Origin of the sequence: Devosia submarina, from assembly GCF_003056345.1 — a bacterium.
Lineage (GTDB): Bacteria > Pseudomonadota > Alphaproteobacteria > Rhizobiales > Devosiaceae > Devosia > Devosia submarina.
Window position 1 is genome coordinate 21,123 of record NZ_PYWB01000001.1, and the last position, 24,809, is coordinate 45,931.

20 protein-coding genes are annotated in these 24,809 nt (G+C 59.3%); 12 read left to right on the forward strand and 8 right to left on the reverse strand.

Annotation, left to right across the window (positions count from 1 at the left end; genetic code table 11):
* The first annotated feature begins 213 nt into the window (after positions 1 to 213).
* From DDE77_RS00100 to DDE77_RS19310, 8 genes are all read left to right on the forward strand, one after another.
* On the forward strand, positions 214 to 2,118 hold the full coding sequence (locus tag DDE77_RS00100; RefSeq protein ID WP_157959566.1) for an ABC transporter substrate-binding protein: 1,905 nt from the start codon (positions 214 to 216) through the stop codon (positions 2,116 to 2,118).
* Positions 2,119 to 2,269: 151 nt separating this feature from the next.
* On the forward strand, positions 2,270 to 3,271 hold the full coding sequence (locus DDE77_RS00105; protein WP_108395402.1) for an ABC transporter permease: 1,002 nt from the start codon (positions 2,270 to 2,272) through the stop codon (positions 3,269 to 3,271).
* Entirely contained in the window at positions 3,268 to 4,185 is a 918-nt protein-coding gene (locus tag DDE77_RS00110) for an ABC transporter permease (protein ID WP_108395403.1), read from the forward strand. The genes DDE77_RS00105 and DDE77_RS00110 overlap by 4 nt, the downstream gene beginning before the upstream one ends.
* A complete protein-coding gene (locus tag DDE77_RS00115; RefSeq protein WP_108395404.1) occupies positions 4,182 to 5,096 on the forward strand; it encodes an ABC transporter ATP-binding protein in 915 nt (304 codons plus the stop codon). Before DDE77_RS00110 ends, DDE77_RS00115 begins: the two co-directional genes overlap by 4 nt.
* Positions 5,093 to 5,923, forward strand: a complete 831-nt coding sequence (locus tag DDE77_RS00120; protein WP_108395405.1) for an ABC transporter ATP-binding protein — start codon at positions 5,093 to 5,095, stop codon at positions 5,921 to 5,923. Before DDE77_RS00115 ends, DDE77_RS00120 begins: the two co-directional genes overlap by 4 nt.
* A gap of 52 nt (positions 5,924 to 5,975) precedes the next feature.
* Entirely contained in the window at positions 5,976 to 7,574 is a 1,599-nt protein-coding gene (locus tag DDE77_RS00125; protein ID WP_210204310.1) for a DUF5060 domain-containing protein, read from the forward strand.
* Position 7,575: 1 nt separating this feature from the next.
* Complete coding sequence (locus DDE77_RS00130; protein ID WP_245895028.1) at positions 7,576 to 9,087, forward strand: DUF5060 domain-containing protein; 1,512 nt, start codon at positions 7,576 to 7,578, stop codon at positions 9,085 to 9,087.
* Positions 9,088 to 9,246: 159 nt separating this feature from the next.
* Positions 9,247 to 9,417: a hypothetical protein gene (locus DDE77_RS19310; RefSeq protein WP_157959567.1), complete on the forward strand. Its 171-nt coding sequence runs from the start codon at positions 9,247 to 9,249 to the stop codon at positions 9,415 to 9,417.
* 35 nt (positions 9,418 to 9,452) lie between these two features.
* Here DDE77_RS19310 and DDE77_RS00135 read toward each other — a convergent pair whose 3' ends face one another.
* The gene (locus DDE77_RS00135; protein ID WP_108395408.1) at positions 9,453 to 9,836 is read right to left on the reverse strand and encodes a VOC family protein; all 384 of its coding nucleotides are present in this window, start codon (positions 9,834 to 9,836) and stop codon (positions 9,453 to 9,455) included.
* A 178-nt stretch (positions 9,837 to 10,014) separates the two neighbouring features.
* Here DDE77_RS00135 and DDE77_RS00140 point away from each other — a divergent pair, with 178 nt between their 5' ends.
* From DDE77_RS00140 to DDE77_RS00150, 3 genes are all read left to right on the forward strand, one after another.
* On the forward strand, positions 10,015 to 12,426 hold the full coding sequence (locus DDE77_RS00140; RefSeq protein ID WP_108395409.1) for a bifunctional diguanylate cyclase/phosphodiesterase: 2,412 nt from the start codon (positions 10,015 to 10,017) through the stop codon (positions 12,424 to 12,426).
* Between the two features lie 137 nt (positions 12,427 to 12,563).
* Complete coding sequence (locus tag DDE77_RS00145) at positions 12,564 to 13,529, forward strand: TIGR03885 family FMN-dependent LLM class oxidoreductase (RefSeq protein WP_108395410.1); 966 nt, start codon at positions 12,564 to 12,566, stop codon at positions 13,527 to 13,529.
* 2 nt (positions 13,530 to 13,531) lie between these two features.
* Positions 13,532 to 15,181: an alpha-amylase family protein gene (locus DDE77_RS00150; protein ID WP_108395411.1), complete on the forward strand. Its 1,650-nt coding sequence runs from the start codon at positions 13,532 to 13,534 to the stop codon at positions 15,179 to 15,181.
* 175 nt (positions 15,182 to 15,356) lie between these two features.
* On the opposite strand, the gene DDE77_RS00155 is transcribed toward DDE77_RS00150, so the two are convergent.
* The 5 genes from DDE77_RS00155 to ytfQ form a co-directional block, all read right to left on the reverse strand.
* The gene (locus tag DDE77_RS00155) at positions 15,357 to 16,085 is read right to left on the reverse strand and encodes a FadR/GntR family transcriptional regulator (protein WP_108395412.1); all 729 of its coding nucleotides are present in this window, start codon (positions 16,083 to 16,085) and stop codon (positions 15,357 to 15,359) included.
* Positions 16,086 to 16,138: 53 nt separating this feature from the next.
* Positions 16,139 to 17,107 (reverse strand): galactofuranose ABC transporter, permease protein YjfF, encoded by a 969-nt coding sequence (gene yjfF / locus DDE77_RS00160; RefSeq protein WP_108395413.1) that lies wholly within the window; start codon positions 17,105 to 17,107, stop codon positions 16,139 to 16,141.
* On the reverse strand, positions 17,104 to 18,102 hold the full coding sequence (locus DDE77_RS00165) for an ABC transporter permease (protein ID WP_108395414.1): 999 nt from the start codon (positions 18,100 to 18,102) through the stop codon (positions 17,104 to 17,106). The genes yjfF and DDE77_RS00165 overlap by 4 nt, the downstream gene beginning before the upstream one ends.
* Positions 18,099 to 19,616 carry a sugar ABC transporter ATP-binding protein gene (locus DDE77_RS00170; protein ID WP_108395415.1) on the reverse strand — a complete coding sequence of 506 codons (1,518 nt, stop codon included), beginning with the start codon at positions 19,614 to 19,616 and terminating at the stop codon, positions 18,099 to 18,101. The genes DDE77_RS00165 and DDE77_RS00170 overlap by 4 nt, the downstream gene beginning before the upstream one ends.
* A 135-nt stretch (positions 19,617 to 19,751) precedes the next feature.
* On the reverse strand, positions 19,752 to 20,723 hold the full coding sequence (gene ytfQ, locus DDE77_RS00175; RefSeq protein ID WP_108395416.1) for a galactofuranose ABC transporter, galactofuranose-binding protein YtfQ: 972 nt from the start codon (positions 20,721 to 20,723) through the stop codon (positions 19,752 to 19,754).
* 234 nt (positions 20,724 to 20,957) lie between these two features.
* Here ytfQ and DDE77_RS00180 point away from each other — a divergent pair, with 234 nt between their 5' ends.
* Positions 20,958 to 21,950, forward strand: coding sequence for a zinc-binding dehydrogenase (locus tag DDE77_RS00180; RefSeq protein WP_108395417.1), 993 nt, complete (start codon positions 20,958 to 20,960; stop codon positions 21,948 to 21,950).
* Positions 21,951 to 22,000: 50 nt separating this feature from the next.
* On the opposite strand, the gene DDE77_RS00185 is transcribed toward DDE77_RS00180, so the two are convergent.
* Together DDE77_RS00185 and DDE77_RS00190 are read right to left on the reverse strand one after the other, a co-directional pair.
* Positions 22,001 to 23,647 carry an ABC transporter permease gene (locus tag DDE77_RS00185; protein ID WP_170116447.1) on the reverse strand — a complete coding sequence of 549 codons (1,647 nt, stop codon included), beginning with the start codon at positions 23,645 to 23,647 and terminating at the stop codon, positions 22,001 to 22,003.
* A gap of 2 nt (positions 23,648 to 23,649) precedes the next feature.
* A complete protein-coding gene (locus tag DDE77_RS00190; RefSeq protein WP_108395419.1) occupies positions 23,650 to 24,705 on the reverse strand; it encodes an ABC transporter ATP-binding protein in 1,056 nt (351 codons plus the stop codon).
* Positions 24,706 to 24,809 lie beyond the last annotated feature (104 nt).

Below are 24,809 nucleotides of genomic sequence, written 5' to 3' on the forward strand. Positions count from 1 at the left end.
TAATCGTTAGTAACCGCAAGAAATCGAAAAAACATAACAAGCTTGCGGCCGTTGCGGGAGCACACGGGAGTGATGGACGTCGAGCGGCCGGACTGGTCGTGCCCAGGCAAAAAGCTTGGGCGCGAGGCTGCAAACTCGCCCCTATTCTCTGGAGCGCCTCGCGTTCGTGGGTTGATCGGCCAGAGGGGCCGACAGCCGGCAAAGGAGGAGAATATGGTTCGGCTTCGCCGTACTTTCGTTGCGTCCGTCCTGGGCGCCATGCTGACGACCACCGCATTGGCACAATCGATGACCGATGTGGGCACGCCCCGCGCGGAAACGCTGATCGTGCAAACCTTCGATGGTCGCGCCGCCAATGCTTCGGCGCAAAATCCGATGAATTCCTACGCCATCTGGCGCGGTTTCCGCGAACTGGGCTGGAGCTGGTTGTGGGAGATGGACACCGCAACGGGTCAGTCCTATCCCGAACTCGCTGCCGGGCCGGTGGAAGTGCTCAATGACGAGCATACCCAGTTCCGGGTGAAGCTGCGTGAGGGCGTTTTTTGGAGCGATGGTGTCGAATTCACCGCCGATGACGTCATCTACTCGCTTGATACCTACAACAAATATCGCAGCCAGCTCGGCCGTGTGGCGGTGATCGCCAATTTTGCCAAAAGCTGGAAGAAGATCGACAACTACACCTTCGAGGTCGAGACCACCCGTCCGTCCTATGACTTCCAAACGGTGATGGGTGTTTACACCTGGGGTTCGCAGTTCGTGATCGTGCCCAAGCACATCTTCGAACCGCAGGGCGACAATGTCGTCACCTTCCAGAACACCAATGCGGTGACGCTTGGGCCCTACAAGATCAAGGAATTCGATCCCAACGGCGCCTGGCAATTGTGGGAGCTGCGCGAGGATTGGGAGCGCTCCGGCTGGGGCAATCTCGGCCAGCCCAAGCCTAAATACGTCCTTTACAAGGATTTCGGCGCTGAAGAGACGCGTGCGCTGGCGTTCGTTCAGAATCAGTACGACGTCGACACCTTCATGAGCCCGGACTCGATCCAGGCTGCCAAGGGGCGCAATCCCAATGTGGAGAGCTTCTCGCCGGTTTTTCCTTATCATGACATGAACGATGCCTGCTCCTATGGCATCTACATCAATCTGCAAAAGCCCCCCTATGACAAGGAAGAGGTCCGTTGGGCCCTGGCCCTGGCGCTCAACATGCAGCAGGTCGGCATTTCCTCGATGAGCGGGCAGTTTAAGGCCGGTGCCCTGCCGTTGGCGGACACGCCGATCACCAATCCGCTTTACTATGCGCCGCTCCAGACCTGGCTCGAAGACCTCACGCTCGAGGACGGCTACAAGCCCTACAACACCAATTTCGCGGCCGAGCTCAACGAAACACTTGCTTCGCAAGGTGTTGATGCATCGCAGCTGCCGACGGGCGAGGGGATCGAGCAGGGCTTCGGCATGGGCTGGTGGAAGCATGACCCCGCGCAAGCCGCAAAGCTGCTTGAATCCGTGGGCATGAAGAAGGGGGCCGACGGCTTCTTCACCCTCGAAGACGGTTCGCCCTGGGTGATCGAGTTCGTCATTCCCGGCGACTGGAACAAGGTTATCCAGCGCATCGGCTTCTCGATCGCCGATAGTTGGCGCCAGGCGGGTTTCAACATCAATACCCGCCAGGTGGACAATGGCGAATGGACGACCGTCCAGAACACCAATGCCCGCAACGAGCTGATGATCAACTGGGGTCAATCCTGCACCTATAACGCGAACTGGCAGAATTCCTGGCGTCAGTTCGATGCAAGCTATGTGCTGCCGCCGGACTCTACCGATCCGCTCAACGGCAACATCATGCGCGTTACCGACCAGCGCATTTTCGACCTGGTAGCTGACAGCGCTCAACTGCCGATCGAGGACGAGCAGTTCCTCGAGAACGGCCGGCAGATCGCGAAATACCTGACGGAAGACATGCAGATGATCAATCTGATGAACATTCCGACCACGATCCCGACCAACAAGACTTATTGGACTAACTTCCCCAAGCAGGACAATTTCTACGCTGCGCCCTACACCTGGTGGAGTTCTTTCAAGAAGACTGTCGTGTCGATCGAGCCAACCGGCCAGCAATAGGCTGGAATCTGCGGGGCGGCCAATGTCCTCCTGGCCGCCCCGCTTCCATGCTGCGCTCAAGCACGGCGCTCCCATCGGCCCCGTCCATGCTGGGCGTGGTGACGAGGCAAGCGCCAGCCGGACCGGCAACACACTATCCAAGGACTGACCAATGGGTGTTCTCGCCTACGTCGCCAAGCGTTTCGGACTTTATCTTGCAGTCCTGTTTATCGGGCTGACGATCACGTTCATGCTGCCGCGCCTCATGCCGATCAATCCGGTGGATGGCTATATTGGACAGATCCAGTCACGCGCTAATGGCACGCTGACGCCCGAGGCGATCGCAGAGATGCGCGCGAACCTTGAGGTGCTCTATGGGCTGCAGGGCGATATTTTCACCCAATACTTGTCCTATCTCAAGCGCGTCATCATCGACTTCGATTTCGGGCCGTCCTTTACCTATTACCCCACTGAAGTCTCGACCATGATCGTGACGGCTCTGCCCTGGACGCTGGGGCTGCTGCTGACCTCGACGGTGATCGCGTGGCTGCTGGGCAATATGGTGGGGCTGGTGGCCGGCTATTTCCATAAGCAAAAAGCCGCTTCGATCCTCGAATTCATCGGCATCCTGCTTTACCCCATCCCCTATTATATCCTGGCCGTATCGGTGCTGCTGATCCTGGCCTATATCTTCCCGATCTTCCCGCTCTCCCCGACCTTTCCGGTGGGCGAGATGACCTGGCCCAAGGTGGGCATGATCATCTACAATTCGCTTTTGCCGGCGATCACCCTGGTTCTGGCGGGCTTTGGCTGGAACATCCTGTCGATGAAGGCCCTGGCGGTTGCCACCACCGAAGAGCCTTATGTCACCTATGCCCGGCTTAAGGGCGCTTCGAACTGGACGCGGATGACGCGCTATGTGTTCCGCAATGCGCTCTTGCCGCAGGTGACGGCGCTGGCGCTCTCGCTGGGCATGATCTTCAATGGCGCGCTGCTGACCGAGATCATTTTCTCCTATCCCGGCATCGGGCTGATCATGCGCACGGCCTCCACGGGCGGCGACTACAACGTGCTTTATGGCGCGATCACGCTGTCGATCCTGGCCGTGGCCACAGCGGGTCTCGTGATCGACCTCATCTATCCTCTTCTTGACCCACGGATCCGCACCAAATGAGCACGGATATCAACAATGCCGATCCGGTGGCGCTGGTCGTTGCGCCGCCCGTGGCCGGCAAGAAGGGGCGCCGCAAGGGCGGGCTGCTCTGGCTGCTGAACGCCCGGCTGGCCGTGGGTCTGGTCATCCTCCTCGTCATGGGGCTGGGAAGCTTCATCCTGCCGCTCTTTGCGCCGGCGGACCCGTCCCTCCAGGCGACCTATATGCGCAATTTGCCCATGTCGAACGTTCATTGGCTAGGGACCAACTCGCTGGGGCAGGACATTTTCTGGTTCCTGGTCTTTGCCATCAAGAACTCGCTTATGCTCGGAGTGCTGGTGGCTGTCGGCGTGACCATCGTTGCGACCATCGTCGGCCTTAGCGCCGGCTATATCGGTGGCGCTTTCGAGCGCGTGGTGATGCTGTTTGTGGACACGTTTATCACCATTCCCTTGCTGCCGATCCTGATCATCCTCGGCGCGCTGATCCGCGGGAACACGTCGTTCTTCACCGTTGGATTGATCATCATCATCTTTGGCTGGGCTTGGGATGCGCGCACGGTTCGCGCCATGGCGCTGTCGCTGCGCGAGCGCGAATTCATCAACATGGCGCGCTTCTCGGGGGCCAACACGATCGACATCCTGGCCAAGGAAATCTTCCCCTATGTGTCGGCCTATATCCTTGTGGGATTCATCAACACGGTGCTCTTCGCCATAAACACCGAGGCGACGCTGGCGGTGATCGGCCTTTCCAAGGTGGAAGTGCCGACGCTGGGCTCCATTATCTTCTGGGCGCTGAGCTATAATGCGCTCTTTACCGGGCAATATGCGTGGATCGTGGCGCCGATCATTGCGACCGTGACCCTGTTTCTTGGGCTTTTCCTCACCTCGACCGGCTTTAACCAGGCCTTTGCCAGCAGACGGGGTGTCTCATGATCCGCCTCAACGACCTCAAGATCAGCTACAGGCTGGGCACACGGACGATCGATGCCGTGGATGGCGTGACTCTGACCATTCCCGACAATTGCGTCGTAGGCATTGCGGGGGAATCCGGGTCAGGCAAGTCGACGCTGATGAAGGCGATCTATGGGGATATTCAATCGCCCATGTACCTGTCCCGCGGCTCGATCGATTATGGGCTCAAGGGGGCGGACGGCAGCCCGGTCACTGCTGAAAACGTACGCAAGGAATGGTTCAAGACCATTTCCTATATTCCGCAATCTTCCATGAACTCGCTTAACCCGGTGATCCGCATCCGCGAGCAGTTCATCGATTTCCCCGGCACGGACAGCAACAAGAAGCGGGTGCTGGAGCGGGCGCGCGACTATATCGGCAAGCTAGGCCTGCCGGCCGAAGCCATGGATTCCTACCCGCATCAGCTTTCGGGCGGCATGCGGCAGCGCATGATGATTGCGCTCGCAACGTTCTTTCAGCCCGAACTGATCATCGCCGACGAGCCGACTACGGCGCTCGATGTGGTGGTGCAAAAAGACATTCTCATGCTGCTCATGGAGCTGCAGGAGAAAATGGGCAACACCATCCTCGTGGTCTCGCACGACATGGGCGTCCATTATCAGGTCACCCACAAGATGCTGATCATGTATGCGGGAAGGGTGGTCGAATATGGGGACACGGACAGTGTCTTCGCGGACCCGCAGCACCCTTATACCAAGATGCTGATCGACTCCCTGCCCACCATTGGCGACGATTCCATGCGTGGCGTGATGGCGAGCCAAGCCGGGGCGGGGGGCGACCGAGCTTACAGGGTCGAGCCCAATCTCATCGAGGTGAAGCCGGGCCATTTCGTTGCCCAGCCAGCGCGGCAAAAGGAAGAGGTTCTGGCATGACGCTCATCCTCAAGACCGAAAACCTCAACAAGGTTTATCGCCTCGGCGGCTTCATGCGGGCCAAGCCCATCCAGGCTCTGAACGAGGTCAACATCACTGTCGAAAGCGACAAGCCAGTGGTGATCGCCGTTGTCGGCGAGTCGGGCAGTGGCAAGACGACCCTGGCAAAGACGCTGCTGCGGCTCGAAGCACCCACAAGCGGACGGGTGATCGTTTATGATGATGTCGTTGCCGGGCCCGGAGCCATTCCATCCAGGAAGAGTTTTTTAGGGCTGGTGCAGCCCATTTTCCAGAACCCCTTCGAAGCGTTCAGCCGCTATCGGCCGGTGGACATCTATCTCGAAGAGACTGCTAGGCGCGTGGCCGGCATGGACGGGGAGGCGGCGGAGGTCGCAGTGGCTGACGCGCTCAAAAGCGTGGGCTTGGATTACGATCAGGTGCGCGGCAAATATACCGCGCAGTTCTCGGGCGGCGAATTGCAGCGCATCTCCGTGGCTCGGGCTTTGATCCCGAACCCCAAGCTGATCGTTGCTGACGAGCCGGTCAGCATGATCGACGCTTCGCGCCGCATGATCATCATCAATCTTTTCAAGCGGCTGCGCGACGAGGCAGGGCGGAGCTTTGTCTACATCACCCACGACCTTGCCACAGCCTATTACATCTCCGACTTCGTAGCCGTGATGAACAAGGGGAGGGTGGTGGAGTTCGGGCCCGCGCGGCAGGTGATGTCCGATCCACAGCATGACTATACCCGCCTGCTGCTGTCTTCCATCCCGACCACAACGAGCCGCTGGCGCGAACGCCCGCGCCGCGTCGCCAACGGCTAGGCTCCACAAGCCATCCTTTCTCGCAATTCGTTTCAGATTACGGAACAACACGATGACCAATCAGGCCAAAGCCAACGGCGACCCGTCGCTGTGGGCCACCTATGAACTCACGCTTGAGGGGCCGAGCCAAGGCAATCCATTCGCCGATGTGAAACTGCGTGCTGTTTTCAGCCAGGGTGAGCGGCAGGTGCGGGTAAACGGCTTTTATGATGGAGACGGTCAATACAAGCTGCGCTTCCTGCCCGAAACGACCGGCGCCTGGTCATACGAGACCTCTAGCAATGTCCCAGCGCTCGATGGTGTGGCTGGCAGCTTTGAAGTGGGCCCGGCGCAGCCGGGGCATCATGGGCCGGTGCGCGTCTCCAACCGGCACCATTTCCGCTATGCCGACGGCACGCGCTTCATCAATATCGGCACCACGGCCTATGTGTGGAATTTGCAGGGCGATGAGTTGGAGGAGGAAACGCTCCGCACCCTCAAGGACGCGCCCTTTACCAAGATCCGCATGTGCGTGTTCCCCAAGCACTATCGCTATAATCAGAACGAACCCGAGCGCTACCCTTTCCGCCTGGTAAAGAAAGGAACCAGCGAATGGACCGGCAGCTTCCGTGGGGATTTTGGCTGGGAATTCGACTTCACACGGTTTGAGCCGGGCTATTTTCAACATTTGGAGCAGCGCATCAACCAGCTCGCCGAAATCGGTGTCGAGGCCGACCTCATCATCTTCCATCCTTATGATCGTTGGGGCTTTTCGCGCATGAGCCCGGCCGAAGATGACCACTATCTGAAGTACCTCGTCGCGCGCCTAGCGGCACTTCCCAATGTCTGGTGGTCCATGGCCAATGAATATGACCTCATGCCCTCAAAAAGCATGGCGGATTGGGAACGGTTCATTCACATCACCTCGGACAATGATCCCTTCGGGCATCTCCTCAGTATTCATAATTGCTTCGGCTTCTACGATCACAACCATCCCTGCATTACTCACGCCAGTATCCAGCGCTCCACGGCAAATCTCGCCGCGGTGTGGCGCGAGCAATATGGCAAACCGGTCTCGATCGATGAGTGCTGCTATGAGGGCGACATTGCCGAGCTCTGGGGCAACATCTCAGCCAAAAAAATGGTGCGGCGGTTCTGGGATGGCACAGTAAATGGCGGCTATGTCACCCATGGCGAAGCCTACTACAATGAAGAGGAAACGCTTTGGTGGGCCAAAGGCGGCAGGCTGACGGGCGAGAGCGTCGCGCGTATTGCCTTTCTCCGGCGCATTCTCGAAAAGGGACCGGACGAGGGGCTTGATCCGGTTAAGTCTACGGTCGCCTATCGCACAAGCATGGCGGGTGGACTCGACAAGGTCGTCATGGCGCAGCTGTTTCAGCCGACGCCAGGCGAAGAGGATTGGCCACGCGCACAGGCCTGGTTCGCTACCGCAGGCCAGCCGCATCGCTATTACCTCACCTATCTCGGCGAGAACCAGCCCAGCGAATTTACTGTGGCGACGCCGCCGGGCGAGCACTATTCCGCCACGCTGATCGACACCTGGGAAATGACGGAAAAGACGCTCGCCGAAAGCGTCGAGCGCGGTGATGTGCTGCACTTTGCGCCCAAGCCCTATCAGGCGCTCCTGTTCCGGCGCGTGGATGGAGAATGACATGACCGAAGTCGCGCAGTGGGATGTGTTTGAAGCCAGCTTTGAGGGGCCGTCGGGCGGCAATTCGTTCCTGGATGTTCGACTGGAAGCTTTTGTTCAACACAAGAGCCGCCAAATGCGCGTGCCTGGCTTTTATGATGGAGAGGGCATTTTCCGCATCCGCTTCATGCCGGACACCGAAGGGGAGTGGCTTTTTTCAACGCGATCGAATGCAGCTGAGCTCGATGGGAAGACCGGTAGCTTTATGGTGACTCCGGCGCGCCCGGGGGTGCATGGACCGGTGCGGGTCGCCAACAAGTTTCACTTCGCCCATGCTGATGGGACGCCATTCCTGCCGTTTGGAACCACCTGCTACGCCTGGACGCATCAGCCGCTGGAGGAGCAGGGCAAGACGCTGGAAAGCCTCAAGAAGGCCCGCTTCAACAAGCTGCGCATGGGCGTTTTTCCCAAGGACTATCCCTATAATGTCAACGAGGCGCTACACGACGTTTACCAGAAGGACAGCGATGGGCAATATGACTTTGACCGGCCCAATCCCGAAAGCTTCCGCCACTTCGAAAATCAGGTGAAAGCACTGGGGGAGATGGGGATCGAAGCTGATATCATCATCTTCCACCCTTATGACCGCTGGGGCTATTCGGACATGAGTGAAAGGCAGGATTATGCCTATGTCCAATATCTCGCTGCTCGGCTCTCAGCTTATCGCAATGTCTGGTGGTCGCTGGCCAACGAATACGATTTTCTTCTGAACACCAAGCCGATGCACCAATGGAACCGCTATTTCCACATTCTGGAAGAGAACGACCCCTATGGGCATCTGCGCTCGATCCACAATGGCGATCCCGAGGCGAACTACGATCACCGCAAAGCCTGGGTGACCCATGTCTGCATCCAGAACTGGGATGTGAAACGGACGGGCGAATGGCGGCTGGCCTATGGCAAGCCGGTGGTCAATGACGAGCCTGAATATGAGGGTAGTATCATCCAGGTCTGGGGCAATATCTCAGCACAGGAATTGGTGCACCGGTTCTGGATAACGACGATGCGTGGAGGCTATGCCGGCCATGGCGAAACCTTCTCCCATCCCGACGACCTCATCTGGTGGGCCAAGGGGGGAGAATTGCGTGGAGAAGCCTGGAAGCGCATCGGCTTTCTGCGCGATTTGCTGGAACAGGATGTGAGTAACGGTTTCGAGCCGATCGATCCCCAGACGCGCTATCCCTGGAACCGGGTCTCGGGCGCGCGGGATGGCGACACGACCATCATCTATTTGGGTGAACACCAGCCGCTAATCTGGGCTGCGGGTTTGCCGCAGGAGCCGGGTGACTACCAAGTTGATCTGATCGACACTTGGAACATGACGGTGGAGCCGGCGAAGGTCGTACCGGCACCGGCAAACCATCCTACCCGCCATGGAGCGGTGGTGATGCAGCGCAAGCCTGATGCAGCATTTGCAGTTGAGTTGCCGGGCAGACCTCACCTCGCCATCCGCGTTCGGCCCGCGTCCGCATAACCGACATAGGTGACGCTTTCTCTGCCCTGTGGCGTCAGCGGGAACGGTTCGGAGTCTTCGCTTTCGCCTTGGTCTGCAGCGATCCCACTCAAACGAGTGGTTCGGGCGGGTCTCGGCCGTTTTATAGGCGGCTATCAATGTTTATGCATGAGCAGAAACTTGCGCCAACACCTGCGGAAACTCGGTGAGATCCTTGTCGTTCTCGTGGCGCTCTTTGTTGCGCTGGGGCCGCGACTGGATGAGGTGGGCCTTACCCATGTGATCGGCCTGTCGCTAGACGCCTGGGAAGGGCATGGATTGCAGGCACCGCCGGAGGCACGCTCACCATGAGCGGGCGTTCCTCCGGCGTAGCTTGGTTCAGCCACCTATTCTGGCGAATGGCAGACCGCTTCGATGTTGTTGCCGTCTGGATCCCGAACGAAGGCGCCATAATAGGTGGCATGGTAGTGTGGCCGCAGGCCGGGGGCGCCATTGTCCTCGCCGCCCGCTGCCATGGCTGCGGCATAGAACTGGTCGACTTCGGCCCGGTTCTTCGCTGAAAACGCAAAATGGGCCGGCGGCTTTTGCGCGCCGGCTTCGGTCAGCCAGAACGCGGCGCTGTCGCGGCCAAAGCCACCCACTTTGACCCCGCCTGTGTGCTCGAGCGGAATTTGCACCAGAAATGAAGCACCCAAGGGCGCCAGAGCCTGTTCATAAAAGGCTTTGGCCTTATCAAAATCGCTCACGCTAATGCCGCTATGGTCTATCATTGTTGTCCCCGTTCGATTGATGATGTCTGCCCATAAACATCGATGCTGACAGCGCACGTCAGCATCTCGATGCGGGCCATCCACTTCGTTCGGGATGCCGGCGCTAAACCGAGCTGCTCGGGCACCAAGCTTTAACAATGAGAAGGTAAGTTGAACCGCAATCTACTGGCAGGTCGGTATGTTAACGGTTCTTGAGAAACTTCTGTTTGCCCATGACTTGCGGCTTGTGCTGCTGGCGGCACTGGTTTGCACCCTATCGGCCTTTGCCGGGTTTGGCCTCCTGGTCCGCGCCCGTACCGCGCAAGGCAGGCACCGGCTGATCTGGCTGGGCGTTGCTGCCATCGCCGTTGGTTTTGGGATCTGGTCTACCCATTTCATCGGCATGCTGGCCTTCCATGCGGAAGTTCCGCTTGGCTATGATCCAGCGATCACGGCCTTGTCCTTGGCCGTAGCCATTCTGGGATGTGGCCTTGGTTTCTTCCTGGCAACCCATGGCAATGGCCGCTCCGATCACCTGCTCGCCGGCACTGTTGTCGGGCTAAGTATTACTGGAATGCACTATATCGGCATGGCAGCCTTGGTTGTCGGCGGCGAGATCGGGTGGGACAGCGCGCTGGTGATCGCTTCAGTGCTGCTGGGCGCCTGCTTGGCAGCGCTGGCGCTTATGGTCGGCGCCACCAGCAGCCATGCGGGGCATCGGCTCACTGCGGTGGGCCTTCTCACCCTGGCGATCTGTTCCATGCATTTCACCGCCATGGCGGCGGTGGACCTCAGCAATTGCTTTGCTGTCACGACCGTTGGTGAACTGTCTGCTAGCCAGCTCTCGATCAATGTCGGCCTGGCGAGCGTCCTTATTCTGCTTGCGGTGCTGGGTGGGCTTTATCTGGATGCGCGAGACGCTATGCGCCCCCACGCCGATGCTGCGCGGATTTCGGCTATTTCAACCAAGCTCGAGCTGGCGCTTACACATATGAGCCAGGGTCTGGTCCTGTTCGACGGAGAGGAGCGCGTGGTCCTGGTGAATGCGCAGCTCAAAGCCATTTTCGGCATTCCGGACCATCACGCGATGGAAGGCATGCAACTGCGTGAACTCTGCGGTTTGATCCTCCAATCCCGCGGCGATGCGCCGACCACTGAGCAGATTGATGCGGTTTACCAAACGCACAAGCACCTCATGGCCAGCGAGGCAGGGGGCGAGATTGTCCAAGATCTTGCCTCAAAGCACACGGTCCGCATCATCCATCGTCCGGCTTACCCCAAAGGATGGGTGTCGACCGTTGAAGACATCAGCGAGCGGCGCAAATCCGAAGCGCGCATCGCCCACATGGCGAAGCACGATGACCTGACCGGCTTGCCCAACCGCGTTCATTTCAGCGACGCTGCCGCCGCCGCGATCGAAACAGCCGATGCCGAACAGCTCCGCCTCGCCGTACTGGGGATCGATCTGGATCGCTTCAAGGAAGTCAACGACAACCACGGCCACGCTATTGGCGACACAGTGCTGCGCATGGTGGCAGATCGCGTCGCCGCGGGCTTGCAGGACGGCGAGTTTTTTGCGCGGGTGGGCGGAGATGAATTCGCCGCGTTCAAGCTGTTTAAGGACGAAGCCGATCTTTATAGCTTTATCAGCCGGCTTGAAGATTGCATTCGCACCAGTCTTGCGTTTGGTGAGCTCAATATTTCCGTGGGCGCCAGCATCGGGCTTGCCATTTATCCCCAGGATGGCGGCACGCTCGAAAAGCTCAACAGCAATGCCGATCTTGCCATGTATCGCGCCAAGGAAAGCGTCCTGGAGAGCGTCTGCTTTTACCAGGCGTCCATGGATGAGATCGCGCGTGAACGCCGCTCCATTGCGCGCGATCTTTGGAACGCTACCGAAAACGGGCAGATGTTCCTCCATTACCAGGTGCAGAAATCAGTCTCGACGAACCAGATCATGGGCTACGAGGTTTTGCTGCGCTGGAACCATCCTGAGCGCGGCCCGATTTCGCCTGCAGAGTTCATCCCGATCGCTGAAACCTGTGGCGCCATCCTGCCGATCGGTGAATGGGTCCTGCGCACGGCCTGCCGCGCCGCTGCAAGTTGGCCCGAGCCGCACAAGATTGCCGTTAATTTATCGGCCGTCCAGCTCGCCAATGCCGATCTGGCGCAACTCGTCGCGGCGATCCTGGTGGAAACCGGCCTCAACCCAAGCAGGCTCGAACTTGAAGTCACCGAAAGCGCGATCATCGGCGACAAGCAACGTGCCCTCCATATTCTGCGGCAGATACGATCCCTTGGCGTCACCATTGCCATAGACGATTTCGGCACTGGCTATTCCTCGCTCGAAACGCTGCGCTCATTCCCCTTCGACAGGATCAAGCTGGACCGCTCCTTCATGGTCGATGTGGAGAGCAACCGGCAGTCAAAGGCAATTGTCCGCGCCATTTTGGCCCTGGGACGGAGCCTTGAAGTTCCGGTGCTTGCTGAAGGTGTTGAAACAAGCGCCCAGCTTGAGCTCTTGTCTGCTGAAGGGTGCGATGAAGCTCAGGGCTATTTCCTTGGGCGCCCAGGCGAATGGCTTGAAAACAAGGCAGCGTCTGCCGCCTAGTTCAGGCCATGCTTGTTTGTTGATCGGCGCAGTCCTTAAACTTCACTTGTACGGCTTATTGGCATGCAGGCCACCTTTGTCGGAACAGAGGAGGGGGGCTGTCGTTCTGTAGGGGTTAGCTTGGAGGCCTCAATAGAATGCCGATCATCGGATATCACGCTTCCCACGAGCAGGTAGATCCCGCTTCGCTCCTCAAGGCCGTTGTCTGGGCAGAGCAGGCCGGGTTTGACGCCGCCATGTGCTCGGATCATTTTGCGCCCTGGAGTGAACGGCAAGGTCAGTCCGGCTTTGCATGGTCCTGGCTGGGGGCGGCTCTGCAGGCGACGTCACTCCCCTTTGGCGTGGTGAATGCGCCGGGGCAGCGATACCATCCCGCCATCATCGCCCAGGCCGGCGCCACGCTGGCGCAGATGTTTCCGGGGCGATTCTGGATGGCGCTGGGCTCGGGTGAGGCCGCCAACGAACACATCACCGGGGATCGCTGGCCTGAAAAGGCTGTCCGCAATGCCCGTCTGGGCGAATGCGTCGACGTCATGCGCCAGCTGTTTGCCGGCGAAACAGTGACGCACCACGGCCTTGTCACCGTTGATCGGGCCAAGCTGTGGACAAGGCCGGAAGAGCCGCCCAAACTGATCGGCGCTGCAGTAAGCCCCAAAACGGCCCAATGGGTTGGAGGCTGGGCCGACGGCCTCATCACCATCAACCAGCCCCACGATGCCCTTAAGCAAATCATCGACGCCTTCCGGGCAGGCGGCGGGGAAGGCAAGCCCATTTACCTTCAAATTCACCTTTCCTACGCAGCGGACGCGGAGGCTGCGCTCGAGACCGCTTTCGAGCAATGGCGGTCAAACGTCTTTTCGCCACCGGTCTGCTGGGATCTGGAGCTTCCCGAGCATTTCGACGAAGCCTCCAAGTTCGTGCGCCGGGAGGACATGCATGACTCCGTGCTGATTTCCCATGAACCATCTCGTTTTGTGGACCTCCTCGGCGCCTTCGCGGGCCTGGGGTTCGACGGCCTTTACTTGCACCATGTCGGTCAGGAGCAGCAGCCCTTCATCGACGTCTTTGGCGAGCGGGTGCTGCCGCATCTTAAAAGGATCTAGCAATGGATATTTCCCAGACCAGTGATCTCTGGTGGAAGAATGCTGTCTTTTATTGCCTCGACGTGGAGACCTTCCGCGACGGCAATGGCGATGGAACCGGCGACTTCCAGGGCCTGACGGACCGTATCGACTATCTGGCCGGGCTCGGCGTCACCTGCATCTGGCTGATGCCGTTCTATCCCACGGCCAACCGGGACGATGGATATGACATCATCGACTACTACGCAGTCGACCCACGCTACGGCTCATTGGGAGATTTCGTCGAATTCCTCAGGACCGCAAGCGACAGGGGCATCCGGGTCATTGCCGACCTCGTCGTCAATCATACCTCGGCCGAGCACCCCTGGTTCAAGGCATCGCGGTCTAGCAAGTCATCGCCGTTCCGCGACTGGTATGTCTGGCAGGAGGAGATACCCGAAGGGGCGTCCGAGAGCCTGGTTTTCCCTGACAAGGAGACCAGCAATTGGGAGTTGGATAAAAAGACCGGTGAATATTACCTGCACCGTTTCTACAAGCACCAGCCCGATCTCAACATCGCCAATCCAGACGTGCGCGATGAAATCCGCAAGATCATCGGTTTTTGGCTAGAGCTGGGTCTTTCCGGCTTCCGCGTTGATGCCGTTCCGTTTCTGCTCGAAACAGAGGGCATCTCCAAGGCGATGGAACTCGCTCCCCATGATTGGCTGCGTAAAGTGCGCAGCTTTCTTGGCCGCAGAAGGGGTGACGCCCTGCTGATGGGCGAGGTCAATCTCGAGTACGAAGCGGTCCGCGAATTCTTCGGGGATGACGGCGGCGACGAACTCCACATGTGCCTCAACTTCAATCTCAACCAGGCATTCGCCCTTGCACTCGTCCGGGAAGATGCAGGGGCGCTGGTGCACAGCCTTCGGGCCATGCCGACGCTGCCGGAGAGTGCGGCCTGGGCGAACTTTATTCGCAACCATGATGAATGGTCTCTGGACAAGCTCACCGAGGCCGAGCGGCAGGAGGTTTTCAAGGCCTTTGGGCCCAAGCCCGAAATGCAGCTGTTTGGACGTGGGCTCCGCCGGCGCCTGCCCACCATGCTGGATGGCGACCAGGCGCGACTGCGAATGGCCTACAGCCTGATGTTCGCCCTACCGGGCGCGCCGGTCCTTTTCTATGGAGAAGAGATCGGCATGGCGGAAAATCTTGAGATCGAAGGCCGCATGAGCGTACGCGCACTCATGCAGTGGTCCGACCGGGAGAATGGCGGCTTTTCGGAGGCGCCTTCCGATGCGCTCTGTCGTCCGCTCATGAAGTCCAGGAAGTGGGGGCCTTCGGGTATCAACGTCTGGGATCAGGAGGGGGATGGGGATTCGCTGCTGAGATGGATGGAGAACCTTATCCGCCACAGGCGCGAAATGCCTGAGATCGCCTTCGGCAAATGGAGCCTCTTGCCCATTGCTGACCCGGCAGTACTGGCTCTGAGCTACCAATGGGGTGAGCGCAAGTCGATCGTCATTCATAATCTTGGCTCGGGTGCGAAGAACATCGAATTTCAACTGGGATCCCGGTCTGAAAAGCAGTCGATCGTGGATCGTTTCGGCGATGGCGACATGGATGTTCGGGCCGACGGCACCGTCGCCCTTGGTCTGAGGGGCTATGGATATAAATGGCTCAGAATGCTCTGACGCAGACTATTGACCCCGTCATCATTGCTGGATGCCACAAGGCGCCTCTTCAAGGCTGGAACAATCTGCACGAAGGCCCGCACGTACCCAAGCGGGGAACGATGGTGCGACTTGTAAGCGCGCCCGAGCGGTTCTCGATAGATTATCGCCGCATCCATTGATGCACGCGGCGTAACTAAGCCAATTGCTTGCGGTCCAGGGCGCAGCATTCCGCAAGGATGCCGGCAGCGTCCCCAGGCATGCGCAGCTCGATGGCCGAGACAAGCCGCGTAAAGAGCAAGGCTGATTGCGTGCGATATTGGCTGCCGTTTGCTTCGGCATTGCGGGTCAGCGCCAAGGCCAGGATCAGTTCCACCACGCCGGTGACCGAGCGCAGTAAAAAGTCCTGGGCAGCTTCGGCGATCACCGAATGAACTTCGAGGCACGCCAGCCCAAACTGCTCGACGCTGTCGTCCGCGGTTTCCATCTTGTGGGCCCAGTATTTCAAAAGGCGCACCTGCTCGGCCGTGCGGTGCTGCGCAGCAAGCTTTACCATGGGGATTTCCATCAGCTCACGCACCCGAAACAGGCTTTCGTTGAAGGCTGGATCGGGCGGGGCATCGAAGTGCCATGCGAGTAGCTGCGGATCAAAAAAGTTCCAGCGGCTGCGAGGCGAAACGCGGGTGCCGACCTTGGGCCGGGCCTCGACGAGCCCTTTTGACTCCAGGGTCTTGAGGGCCTCGCGCAATACGGTGCGCGATACGCCATATTGCTCCATCATTACCGCATCGCTGGCCAGCACCGAGCCGATGGGAAACTGGCCGGTGACAATGCCCCGGCCGATTTCGTTGATAACGAAAGTATGGAAGTTGCGTGCAGCGTGCCGCCCGGAAAGGGAACGGATAAGGCTGCCGGTCTCGATCATTTATGCCCTTCTCGAGCCTGTGCGACGCTCAAGCGCTGCTAGTGCTTCCACACTTATGACGACTTCTCTCCCGGTGTCGATGCGGCAAAAATCAACCGCTGCAACACGATAAACAGGAACAGCAGCCCGCCGATTACGATCTTGGTCCACCAGCTCGAGAGCGAACCATCGAAGATGATATAGGTCTGGACCAGGCCAAGCAGCATCACGCCAATAAAGGTGCCAAGGACGAACCCATAGCCTCCGGTCAGAAGCGTGCCGCCGATGACCACCGCACTGATCGCATCGAGCTCCACGCCAACAGCTGCCAGCGGATAGCCGGCCGAGGTGTAGAGCGAAAAAACAATGCCGGCTAGGGCAGCAAGGACCGAGGAAAGCATGTAGACGCCTACTGTGGTGCGCGCCACGGGCACGCCCATCAGCGAGGCCGAAGTTTCGTTGCCGCCAAGCGCATAGACATAGGAGCCGAACTTGGTGCGATGCGCCACCAGGGCGCCAATAATGAAAACGGCGATCATCAGAATTCCGATGACGCTGAGGCGACCACCGCCGGGAAGGCGGATCAGGAGGCTGGAGATCCAGCTATAGAATTCGTGGTTAACCGGAATGGAATCGCGGGTGATCACCGAAGCGCCACCCCGCGCCAGGAACATGCCAGCCAGGGTGACGATAAAGGCGGGCACCTGGAGAAAATGGATCGCCAGCCCCATCGTGCCGCCAAAAGCTGCAGCGATGGCGAGCGCCATGGCGAAGGCTGCAAGCGGATGCCAGCCAGCCCATGCGATCAGCACGGCGATGAGGATTCCCGTGAAGCCGATCACGGCTCCAACCGAAAGATCAATTCCACCCGACAGGATAACAAAGGTCATGCCCACGGCGGTAATGCCAAGGAAAGCATTGTCCGTGAGGAAATTGCCCAAGACTCGCGTCGAGAACATGGTGGGGAACTGCATTACGGCCAAGCCATAGGCGATGGCAAAAATAACGGCTGTAGCAACGAGCGGACGAAGCGAGCGGCTCATTTGCGTGCCTCCGGAGCAGCCACGCGCACCGGCACGATGCGGGTCGCAAGCGGCGACTGGATGATCAAGACCAGCAGGATCAGCGCCGCCTTGACGATGAGATTGAATTCCGGAGGAAAGCCGGAAACGAGGATGCCGGTGTTCATCGCCTGGATGATCAGCGCACCAACAACTGCCAGCGGCACCGAGAACCTGCCGCCCAGAAGGGAAGTGCCGCCGATCACCACGGCAAGTATGGCATCGAGTTCGAGCCACAGGCCCGCATTATTGGCATCGGCGCCGCGGATATCACCAGCAACGATAATGCCGGCCACGGCGGCGCATAGCCCCGAAAGGCCATAAACGAGGAACAGCAGCATGCGGCTGCGAATGCCGGCAAGGCTGGCAGCGGCGCGATTGACGCCCACGGCTTCGATGAAGAGCCCGATCGCGGTGCGCCGAACAAGCAGCGTCACAAGCACCATCAGCACCAGTGCAATGACTGCAGCCATGGGGAAACCGAGAAAGGAGCCAGTGCCGATGAAAACCAGCACTGGGTCGTTGAAGGTGATGATGAAGCCTTCGGTGATGAGCTGGGCGATGCCGCGGCCGGCAACCATCAACACAAGCGTTGCAATAATGGGCTGGATATCGAGCACGGCAACAAGAAAGCCGTTCCACAAGCCGCAAAGCAGGCCCACCGCAAGCGCGGCAAGCACTGCCACTGGCGCGGGATAGCCGGCAACCACCAATGTGGCCGCGACAGCGCCTGCCACCGCCATGATGGCGCCCACGGAGAGATCGACACCCTTGGTGGCGATGACTCCGGCCATGCCGATGGCTAGGATTGCCACTGGCGCGCCGCGGTTAAGTACGTCGATGAGGGATCCAAACAGCCGCCCATCCTGCCAGGTGATGCGGAAGAAATTGGGAAACAAAATCCAGTTGATCAGAAGTACGCCGGCGAGAGCCAGAAGCTGTGGATTGGCCAGGCGGGAAAGTGCGCGCCGCATCATGCAGGTGGCCCTTCGCGGTGATTGGCGATCGCCTGCACGATGACGCCAGGGTTGATGTTTTCGCCGGTGAGTTCAGCGACCATTTCGCGATCGCGCATCACCACGATACGGGTGGAATAAGCAACCACTTCATCAAGTTCGGAAGAGATGACGACCAGCGCCAGGCCTTCGTCCCGCAGCCGATTGATGGTGCGGACGATCTCGGCATGGGCGCCGACATCGATGCCGCGGGTGGGCTCATCCAGAATAAGAAAAGTGGGGTCGGTGGCGAGCCAGCGCGAAAGGATGACCTTTTGCTGGTTGCCGCCGGAAAGGAGCTTGATTGGCATATCCAGCGACGCCGCGCGGATATCCATGGATTCGCCGAACCGCCCGGCAATCTCGAGCTGCTCGTCGCGGTTGAGCGCGCTGAACCAGCCAAGCTTGCCCTGAAGCGCGATGACGATGTTCTCGCGCACCGAGAGATCGCCAAATATGCCCTCCACCTTGCGATCTTCGGGCAGGAAGCCGAAGCCATGCGCAATGGCGTCGGTTGGGCGATTGATCTTGATCGGCTTGCCCCGGAAAACGACGCTGCCTTCATCTGCCGCATCGGCACCGAACATGATGCGGGCCATTTCCGTGCGGCCGGAGCCCAGGAGCCCCGCAACGCCCACCACCTCGCCCTTGTGAATGGTGAGGTTGAACGGGTGTATGCTGCGCTTCTTGCCGTAATCGCGGAAATCGAGCAGAACTTCGCCCACGGCACGTTCATCCTCAACCCCGGTTGCGCCGGAAAAGGCGACATCCTTACCCAGCATGAGCCGTACCACGTCCGTTCGGGTGGTTCCTTCGAGCGGGCGCGTCTCGATCAGCTTGCCGTTGCGCAGGATGGTGACCCGGTCGGAAACGGCAAATACCTGGTCAAGGAAATGGGTGATGAAAACGACGGCCAGTCCGCGCGCCTTGAGGTCGCGGATGATCTCGAACAGCCGCTCGACCTCGTTGCGGTCGAGGCTGGCCGTGGGTTCGTCGAGAATAAGGACCTTGCCTGAAAGCTCGACCGCGCGAGCGATGGCGACGATCTGCTGGACGGCCACGGAATGGGCGCCCAGTTCGCTTGATGGATCGAGGTCGAGACCGTAGCGCTGCAACACCGCCCGGGATTCCCGCTCCATTTTGCGGCGGTCAACAAGGCCGAAACGGGTGGGCTGGTGCCCAAGGAAAAGATTTTCAGCGACCGACCGGTTGGGCAGGAGATTGACCTCCTGATAGACCGTGCCGATGCCGTACCTCTGGGCATGCTGGGGATTGTCGAGCGTGATCGGCGTTCCTTCGGCGACCACCTGGCCTTCGGTGGCCTGATAGACACCGGTTAGAATCTTGATCAGGGTAGATTTGCCCGCGCCATTTTCGCCCAGCAGGGCGTGAACTTCGCCGGCTCGTAGGCCAAAATTCACCCCGTCGAGCGCAATGTGATTGCCGAAGACCTTGGTGATACCCCGCGCCTCGAGCGCAAATTGTTCATCAGCCATGTGCGCGATCCCCGGTTCTCTTCGATGGCGTGATCCAGCCGCAGAATGTCACCCCGGCAACAGCCGGGACCCGCCTCAATATTCGTGGCGAATCCCGGCTACGCCGGAATGACGTGGCAGGCGATGGCTCTGGACTTAGTAGCCGAGATCCTTGCGGCGCTCGTATTCGCCCTGCGGATCGTCTTCAGCCGTATAGAGCTTGGACTCGGTGATGATGAACTTTTCGGGTTCGGTACCGTCAGCCCAATAAGCAGCCAGGGCGTCGAATGCCGGGCCAGCCATGTTCGGGGTCAGTTCCACCGTTGCATTGGCTTCGCCGGCCGCGATGGCGCTGAAGATGTCCGGAACGGCATCGATGGAGACAACCTTGATGTCGCTGCCGGGCTTGAGGCCCGCATCCTTGATCGCCTGGATGGCGCCAACAGCCATGTCGTCGTTATGAGCATAAACAGCGCAGATATCGGCGCCATTGTTGGACGACTTAAGGAAGGCTTCCATCACTTCCTTGCCCTTGGCACGGGTGAAGTCACCAGTCTGGCTCTGGGAAATGGTGATGTTGGAGGCGCTGGCAATCGCTTCTTCGAAGCCCTGCTTGCGGTTGATGGCAGGCGTGGAGCCAACAGTGCCCTGCAGTTCCACCACGTTGCAGTCTTCGCTACCCACTTCATCAACCAGCCACTGGCCAGCGACGCGGCCTTCCTCGACCTGATCGGAGGCAACAGAGGTCAGGTACAGATCTTCTGGCGCATCGACACCACGGTCTAGCAGCACGACGGGAATTTCGGCTTCCTTGGCTTCGGCCAATACGTCATCCCAGCCGGTGGCAACAACGGGTGCCACCAGAATGGCATCCACGCCCTGCGCGATGAAGCCACGAATGGCCTTGATCTGGTTTTCCTGCTTCTGCTGTGCGTCGGCGAACTTCAGGTCGACGCCGCGCTCTTCGGCCTCCTGGCGGGTCACGGCCGTTTCGGCAGCGCGCCAGCCAGATTCAGAACCGATCTGAGAAAAACCAATTACCTTGCCGGAAAGGTCCTGAGCGAGGGCGCCGGCGGACAAAGCAGTAGTAAGGCCTGCCGCAAGGGCAAGCTTTGCAATGATGTTCACGATGTAATCCTCCCAATACCCGCCGGGCGTATTCGCTTCCGACGTATGGGGAGGCTAGAACAAGTACTATTATATGTAAAGTACCATTCCCAAGCGTCACGAGAGGCGCATCAGCTTTGCACCCTGCTGCGGGTGGTAAAGCTTCGCGCGGCTCCCTACCTCATTGCTGCTAGCTGACCCCATCCTCCTTCAACGACTTTCAAGATCAATCCAAATTCAACTGGAGCCTTGCCAATGAAAAGCGCCGTCTATTCGCAGATCGGTTCCCCCGCGGAAGTCCTTTTCAGCGAGGACCGACCTAAGCCGCAGCTTGGTGCTGGACAGGTGCTGATCAAGATGGTGCTCTCGCCGATACACAACCACGATCTGATGACCATCGCCGGCCAGTACGCGCACAAGCCCGCCTTGCCCTCCGTGCCAGGCACCGAAGCCGTGGGTGTTGTCGAGGCGCTGGGGGAGGGCGTCAGCAATCTTGAAGTGGGGCAGCGTGTTGCCGGCGGCGCCATGGGTACATGGGCCGAGTATTACCTGGCCGATGCGGCTCATCTTGTTCCGGTTCCAGACGCTGTCGGGGATGAAACAGCCTGCCAGCTGGTCTCCATGCCATTAAGCGCCAAGATGCTGCTGGAAAGCCTTGATGTCCAAGCGGGTGACTGGATCGTGCAGAACGCCGCCAATGGCGCAGTTGGTAAGCTGGTGGCCCAATACGGCGCCGAACGCGGCATCAAGGTTCTGGGCCTTGTTCGCCGACGCGATGCGGTGGATTCGCTCAAGGCGCTGGGAATAAGCAATGTGGTTGCCACCGACAACCCCGACTGGGTCGAAGAGGCAAAGAGGCTGACGGGCGGAGCTCCCGTTATACGGGCTATCGACTCCCTGGGCGGAAACGGACCCGAGCAGTTGCTCAAGATAGCCAGCGATGGCGCTGAGCTCATCAGCTTCGGTGCCATGACCGAGCAGCCCCTGGTGATCTCCGCGGCAGATCTGCTGTTCCGCCAGATCACCGTTAAAGGTTTTTGGGGGTCAAAGCCTCCCGTCAAGCCTCAGCGGATCGGGGAATTGCTGGGAGAATTGATCCGCGATGCGGAGGCAGGCAAGCTGGTGCTGCCGATAGAAGCGACCTACTCGATCGAGCAGATAGCCGAGGCCGCTCGAGCAAGTGGCGAACCTGGTCGTAAGGGGAAAGTGGCTGTCCGGGGTAGTGACCGGGCCGAGCGGCATCGCTGAGCAGCAGGGGGGCGAGGCGTCTTATCGACAAACTCGCCCCAATGCCCAGGTCAGAGCAAAGCTTGCTCGTTTCTGCCCATGAAGCGAAAGGCGATATAAACGGCGCAGCCACTTAAGAGCAGCAATATGGTTGAAAGGGCTGCCGCCACGCCGAAGTCGCCATCAAGGATCAGCAGATAGATGCGCACGGGCATGGTCATGGTGCTGCCGACATAGAGCACCAGCGACGACGAGAGCTCATTGATGGCGGTAACGAAGCTCAGCATGCCCCCGGCAATGATGCCGGGCACGATCAGCGGTACCGTGATGCGCAGGAAAGCCTGGAACGGGCTGTAGCCAAGCGAGATTGCGGCTTCTTCCATGCTCGGTGAAATCTGCCGCAACGAGGATGCGGTGGTACGCACCGTGTAGGGAAGGCGGCGGATAAAGATCGACAGGATGATGATGGCCGCAGTGCCGGTCAGCACGATCGGGCCGGTGTTGAAGGCGGCAATAAACGCGATGCCGATGACGATGCCCGGCATCACGTAAGGCACCATGAAGGCACCATCCAGAAGGGCCGTGTTAAGGTTGGTGCGGCGGGCCACAAGAACGCCCACGACGGTACCGATCATGACAATCAGCGCTACCGCCACAAAGGAGAACGTCAGCGAGTTGCGGACCACATCGCCGAGGTTGAACAGGATGCGCTCATAGCTTTGCAGCGCAAAGCCTTGCTGGAACACCGGACCGCTGGTTTTGCGGAACGAGTAGATAACCGAAATGATGACTGGCAACGCCCCGCAAAGCCCGATGAAGTAGACAGCGAAATGGGCCAGCACATTGCGCCAGCCCTTGAGCTGGATGCGGGCCGGCTTGTTGATCATGTTGCCGTGGTAAACGTTGCGGCGCGACATGTAGCGCTGCAGCAGCACAAACACCATCGAGACCACGATCAGCACAACGCTGATCGTGGTGGCCATGGACATGTTTGACCCTACTTCGGCCGAGTAGAGCGTGAATGCCTCCGTGGCCAAAACATTGTAGCCACGGCCAAGCAGGCGCGGCGTGCCGAAATCGGCAATGGCGTGGATCAGGGCGAGCAGGCCGCTGGCGGTCAAAGCCGGAAACACCATCGGAAACGAAATCCGGAAAGTGCGCTGCAAGGGCGTAAGCCCAAGCCCTTCGGCTGCTTCTTCCAGGGACCGGTTGACGTTGCTCAGCGCCCCCGAAACCATCAGGTAAACATAGGGGTAGAATTTGAGGGAGAAGACGATGAGGATGCCGCCCACGCCATAGATTGGAGGCATGCTAATACCCAGATCGCGCAGGAAGCCCCGCACCACCCCACCGGCACCAAACAACACGATCCAGGAATAGGCGCCGATAAACGGCGGCGACACCAGGGCGAGGATGGCCAGCAGGGACACGAATCTGCCGCCTCGAATTGCAAAGCGCGAAACGCAGAATGCCATGATGGAGCCAAGCAGCAGCGCTCCAAACAGGCCGCCAAAGCCGACCACCAGCGTGTTGAGAAAGGCTTGGCGGAAGCGAGGCTCGCCAAGGAATTTTAGGTAATTGGCAAAGGTGAAATTGCCGCTCTGATCGTAAAGGCTCGAGATAAGTACCGAGCCGACGGGGATAAACAGCAGCACGAACAGCAGGACCCAGGTGAGAATCATCACCACAGTCCAGAAATTGAAGCGCGGCATGGCCATCCTCATCCTCCCATTCGAGCGCCATTGGCGCTGAACGACATGGGCGCGGTGCGCGGCACCAGAACTGAGACGGCTTCACCAGCTTCACGCGTCGCCGCCATGCCGGGATTGGGCAATTGCACGACGAGCCTCCCCGCCGGCGTTTCGACCTGCACATGCGCTTCGCGTCCGAGATAGGTGTATTTGGACACAGTACCTGGCAGTGTCGCCGACCCGTTGCCGTCGCTGTCCGGTCCTGCAAGGTCGAGGTGCTCGGGACGCACCGCCCAGGTCGCTGCGCCCGCGTGGGCAAGGCCCAGCTTGCCTAGCATGGCGTCTAGCGCCGCGCCTGGCTGAAAAATGTTGAGCGTGCCAACAAACTCGGCCACGAACCGGGTCTGTGGATTGCCGTAGATTTCCTGCGGCGTGCCGATCTGTTCGATCTTCCCCGAATTCATCACGCAAATGCGGTCGGAAATGGCGAGCGCTTCTTCCTGGTCGTGTGTCACATAAATTGTGGCGATATCGACCTGCTTCTGGATGTCGCGGATTTCCTCGCGCAGCTCAATGCGAAGCTTTGCGTCGAGGTTGGAAAGCGGCTCATCCATGAGCAGCAGCCGCGGATTGATGACCATGGCGCGGGCAAGCCCGATGCGCTGCTGCTGCCCGCCCGACATGGCGGCCGGCAGGCGCTCGGCCATGGCGCCTAGGCGAACGGCTTCCAGAGCCTGCGTCACCCGCGTCTTGATCTGAGCCGCAGGCACTTTGCGCGGCTTCAAGCCAAAGGCAACATTGTCGAAAACGCTAAGATGGGGAAACACGGCATAGTCCTGGAACACCATGCCGATGTCGCGCTGATGCGGCGGAACGACGCGAAGATTGGAGCCATCCAGCGTAATTTCGCCTGAGGTCAGGTCATTGAAACCCGCAATCGCGCGCAACAGCGTGGTCTTGCCGCAGCCGCTCGGGCCCAACAGCGTGAAGAACTCTCCGCGCTCCACCGACAGGGACACCCCGTTCAATGCCATGAAGCTCGGGCCAAACTGCTTGGCCGCATCGGTGACCACCAGATAGCTCATGTGTGGCAACTCCCCCTGTCCCTAGTGTTGATCCCATATGACACTGACAAAGTTTCGTATTGCAACATTTTTTCCGGCGGTTCAGGATTGGTTTGATCGCAGGA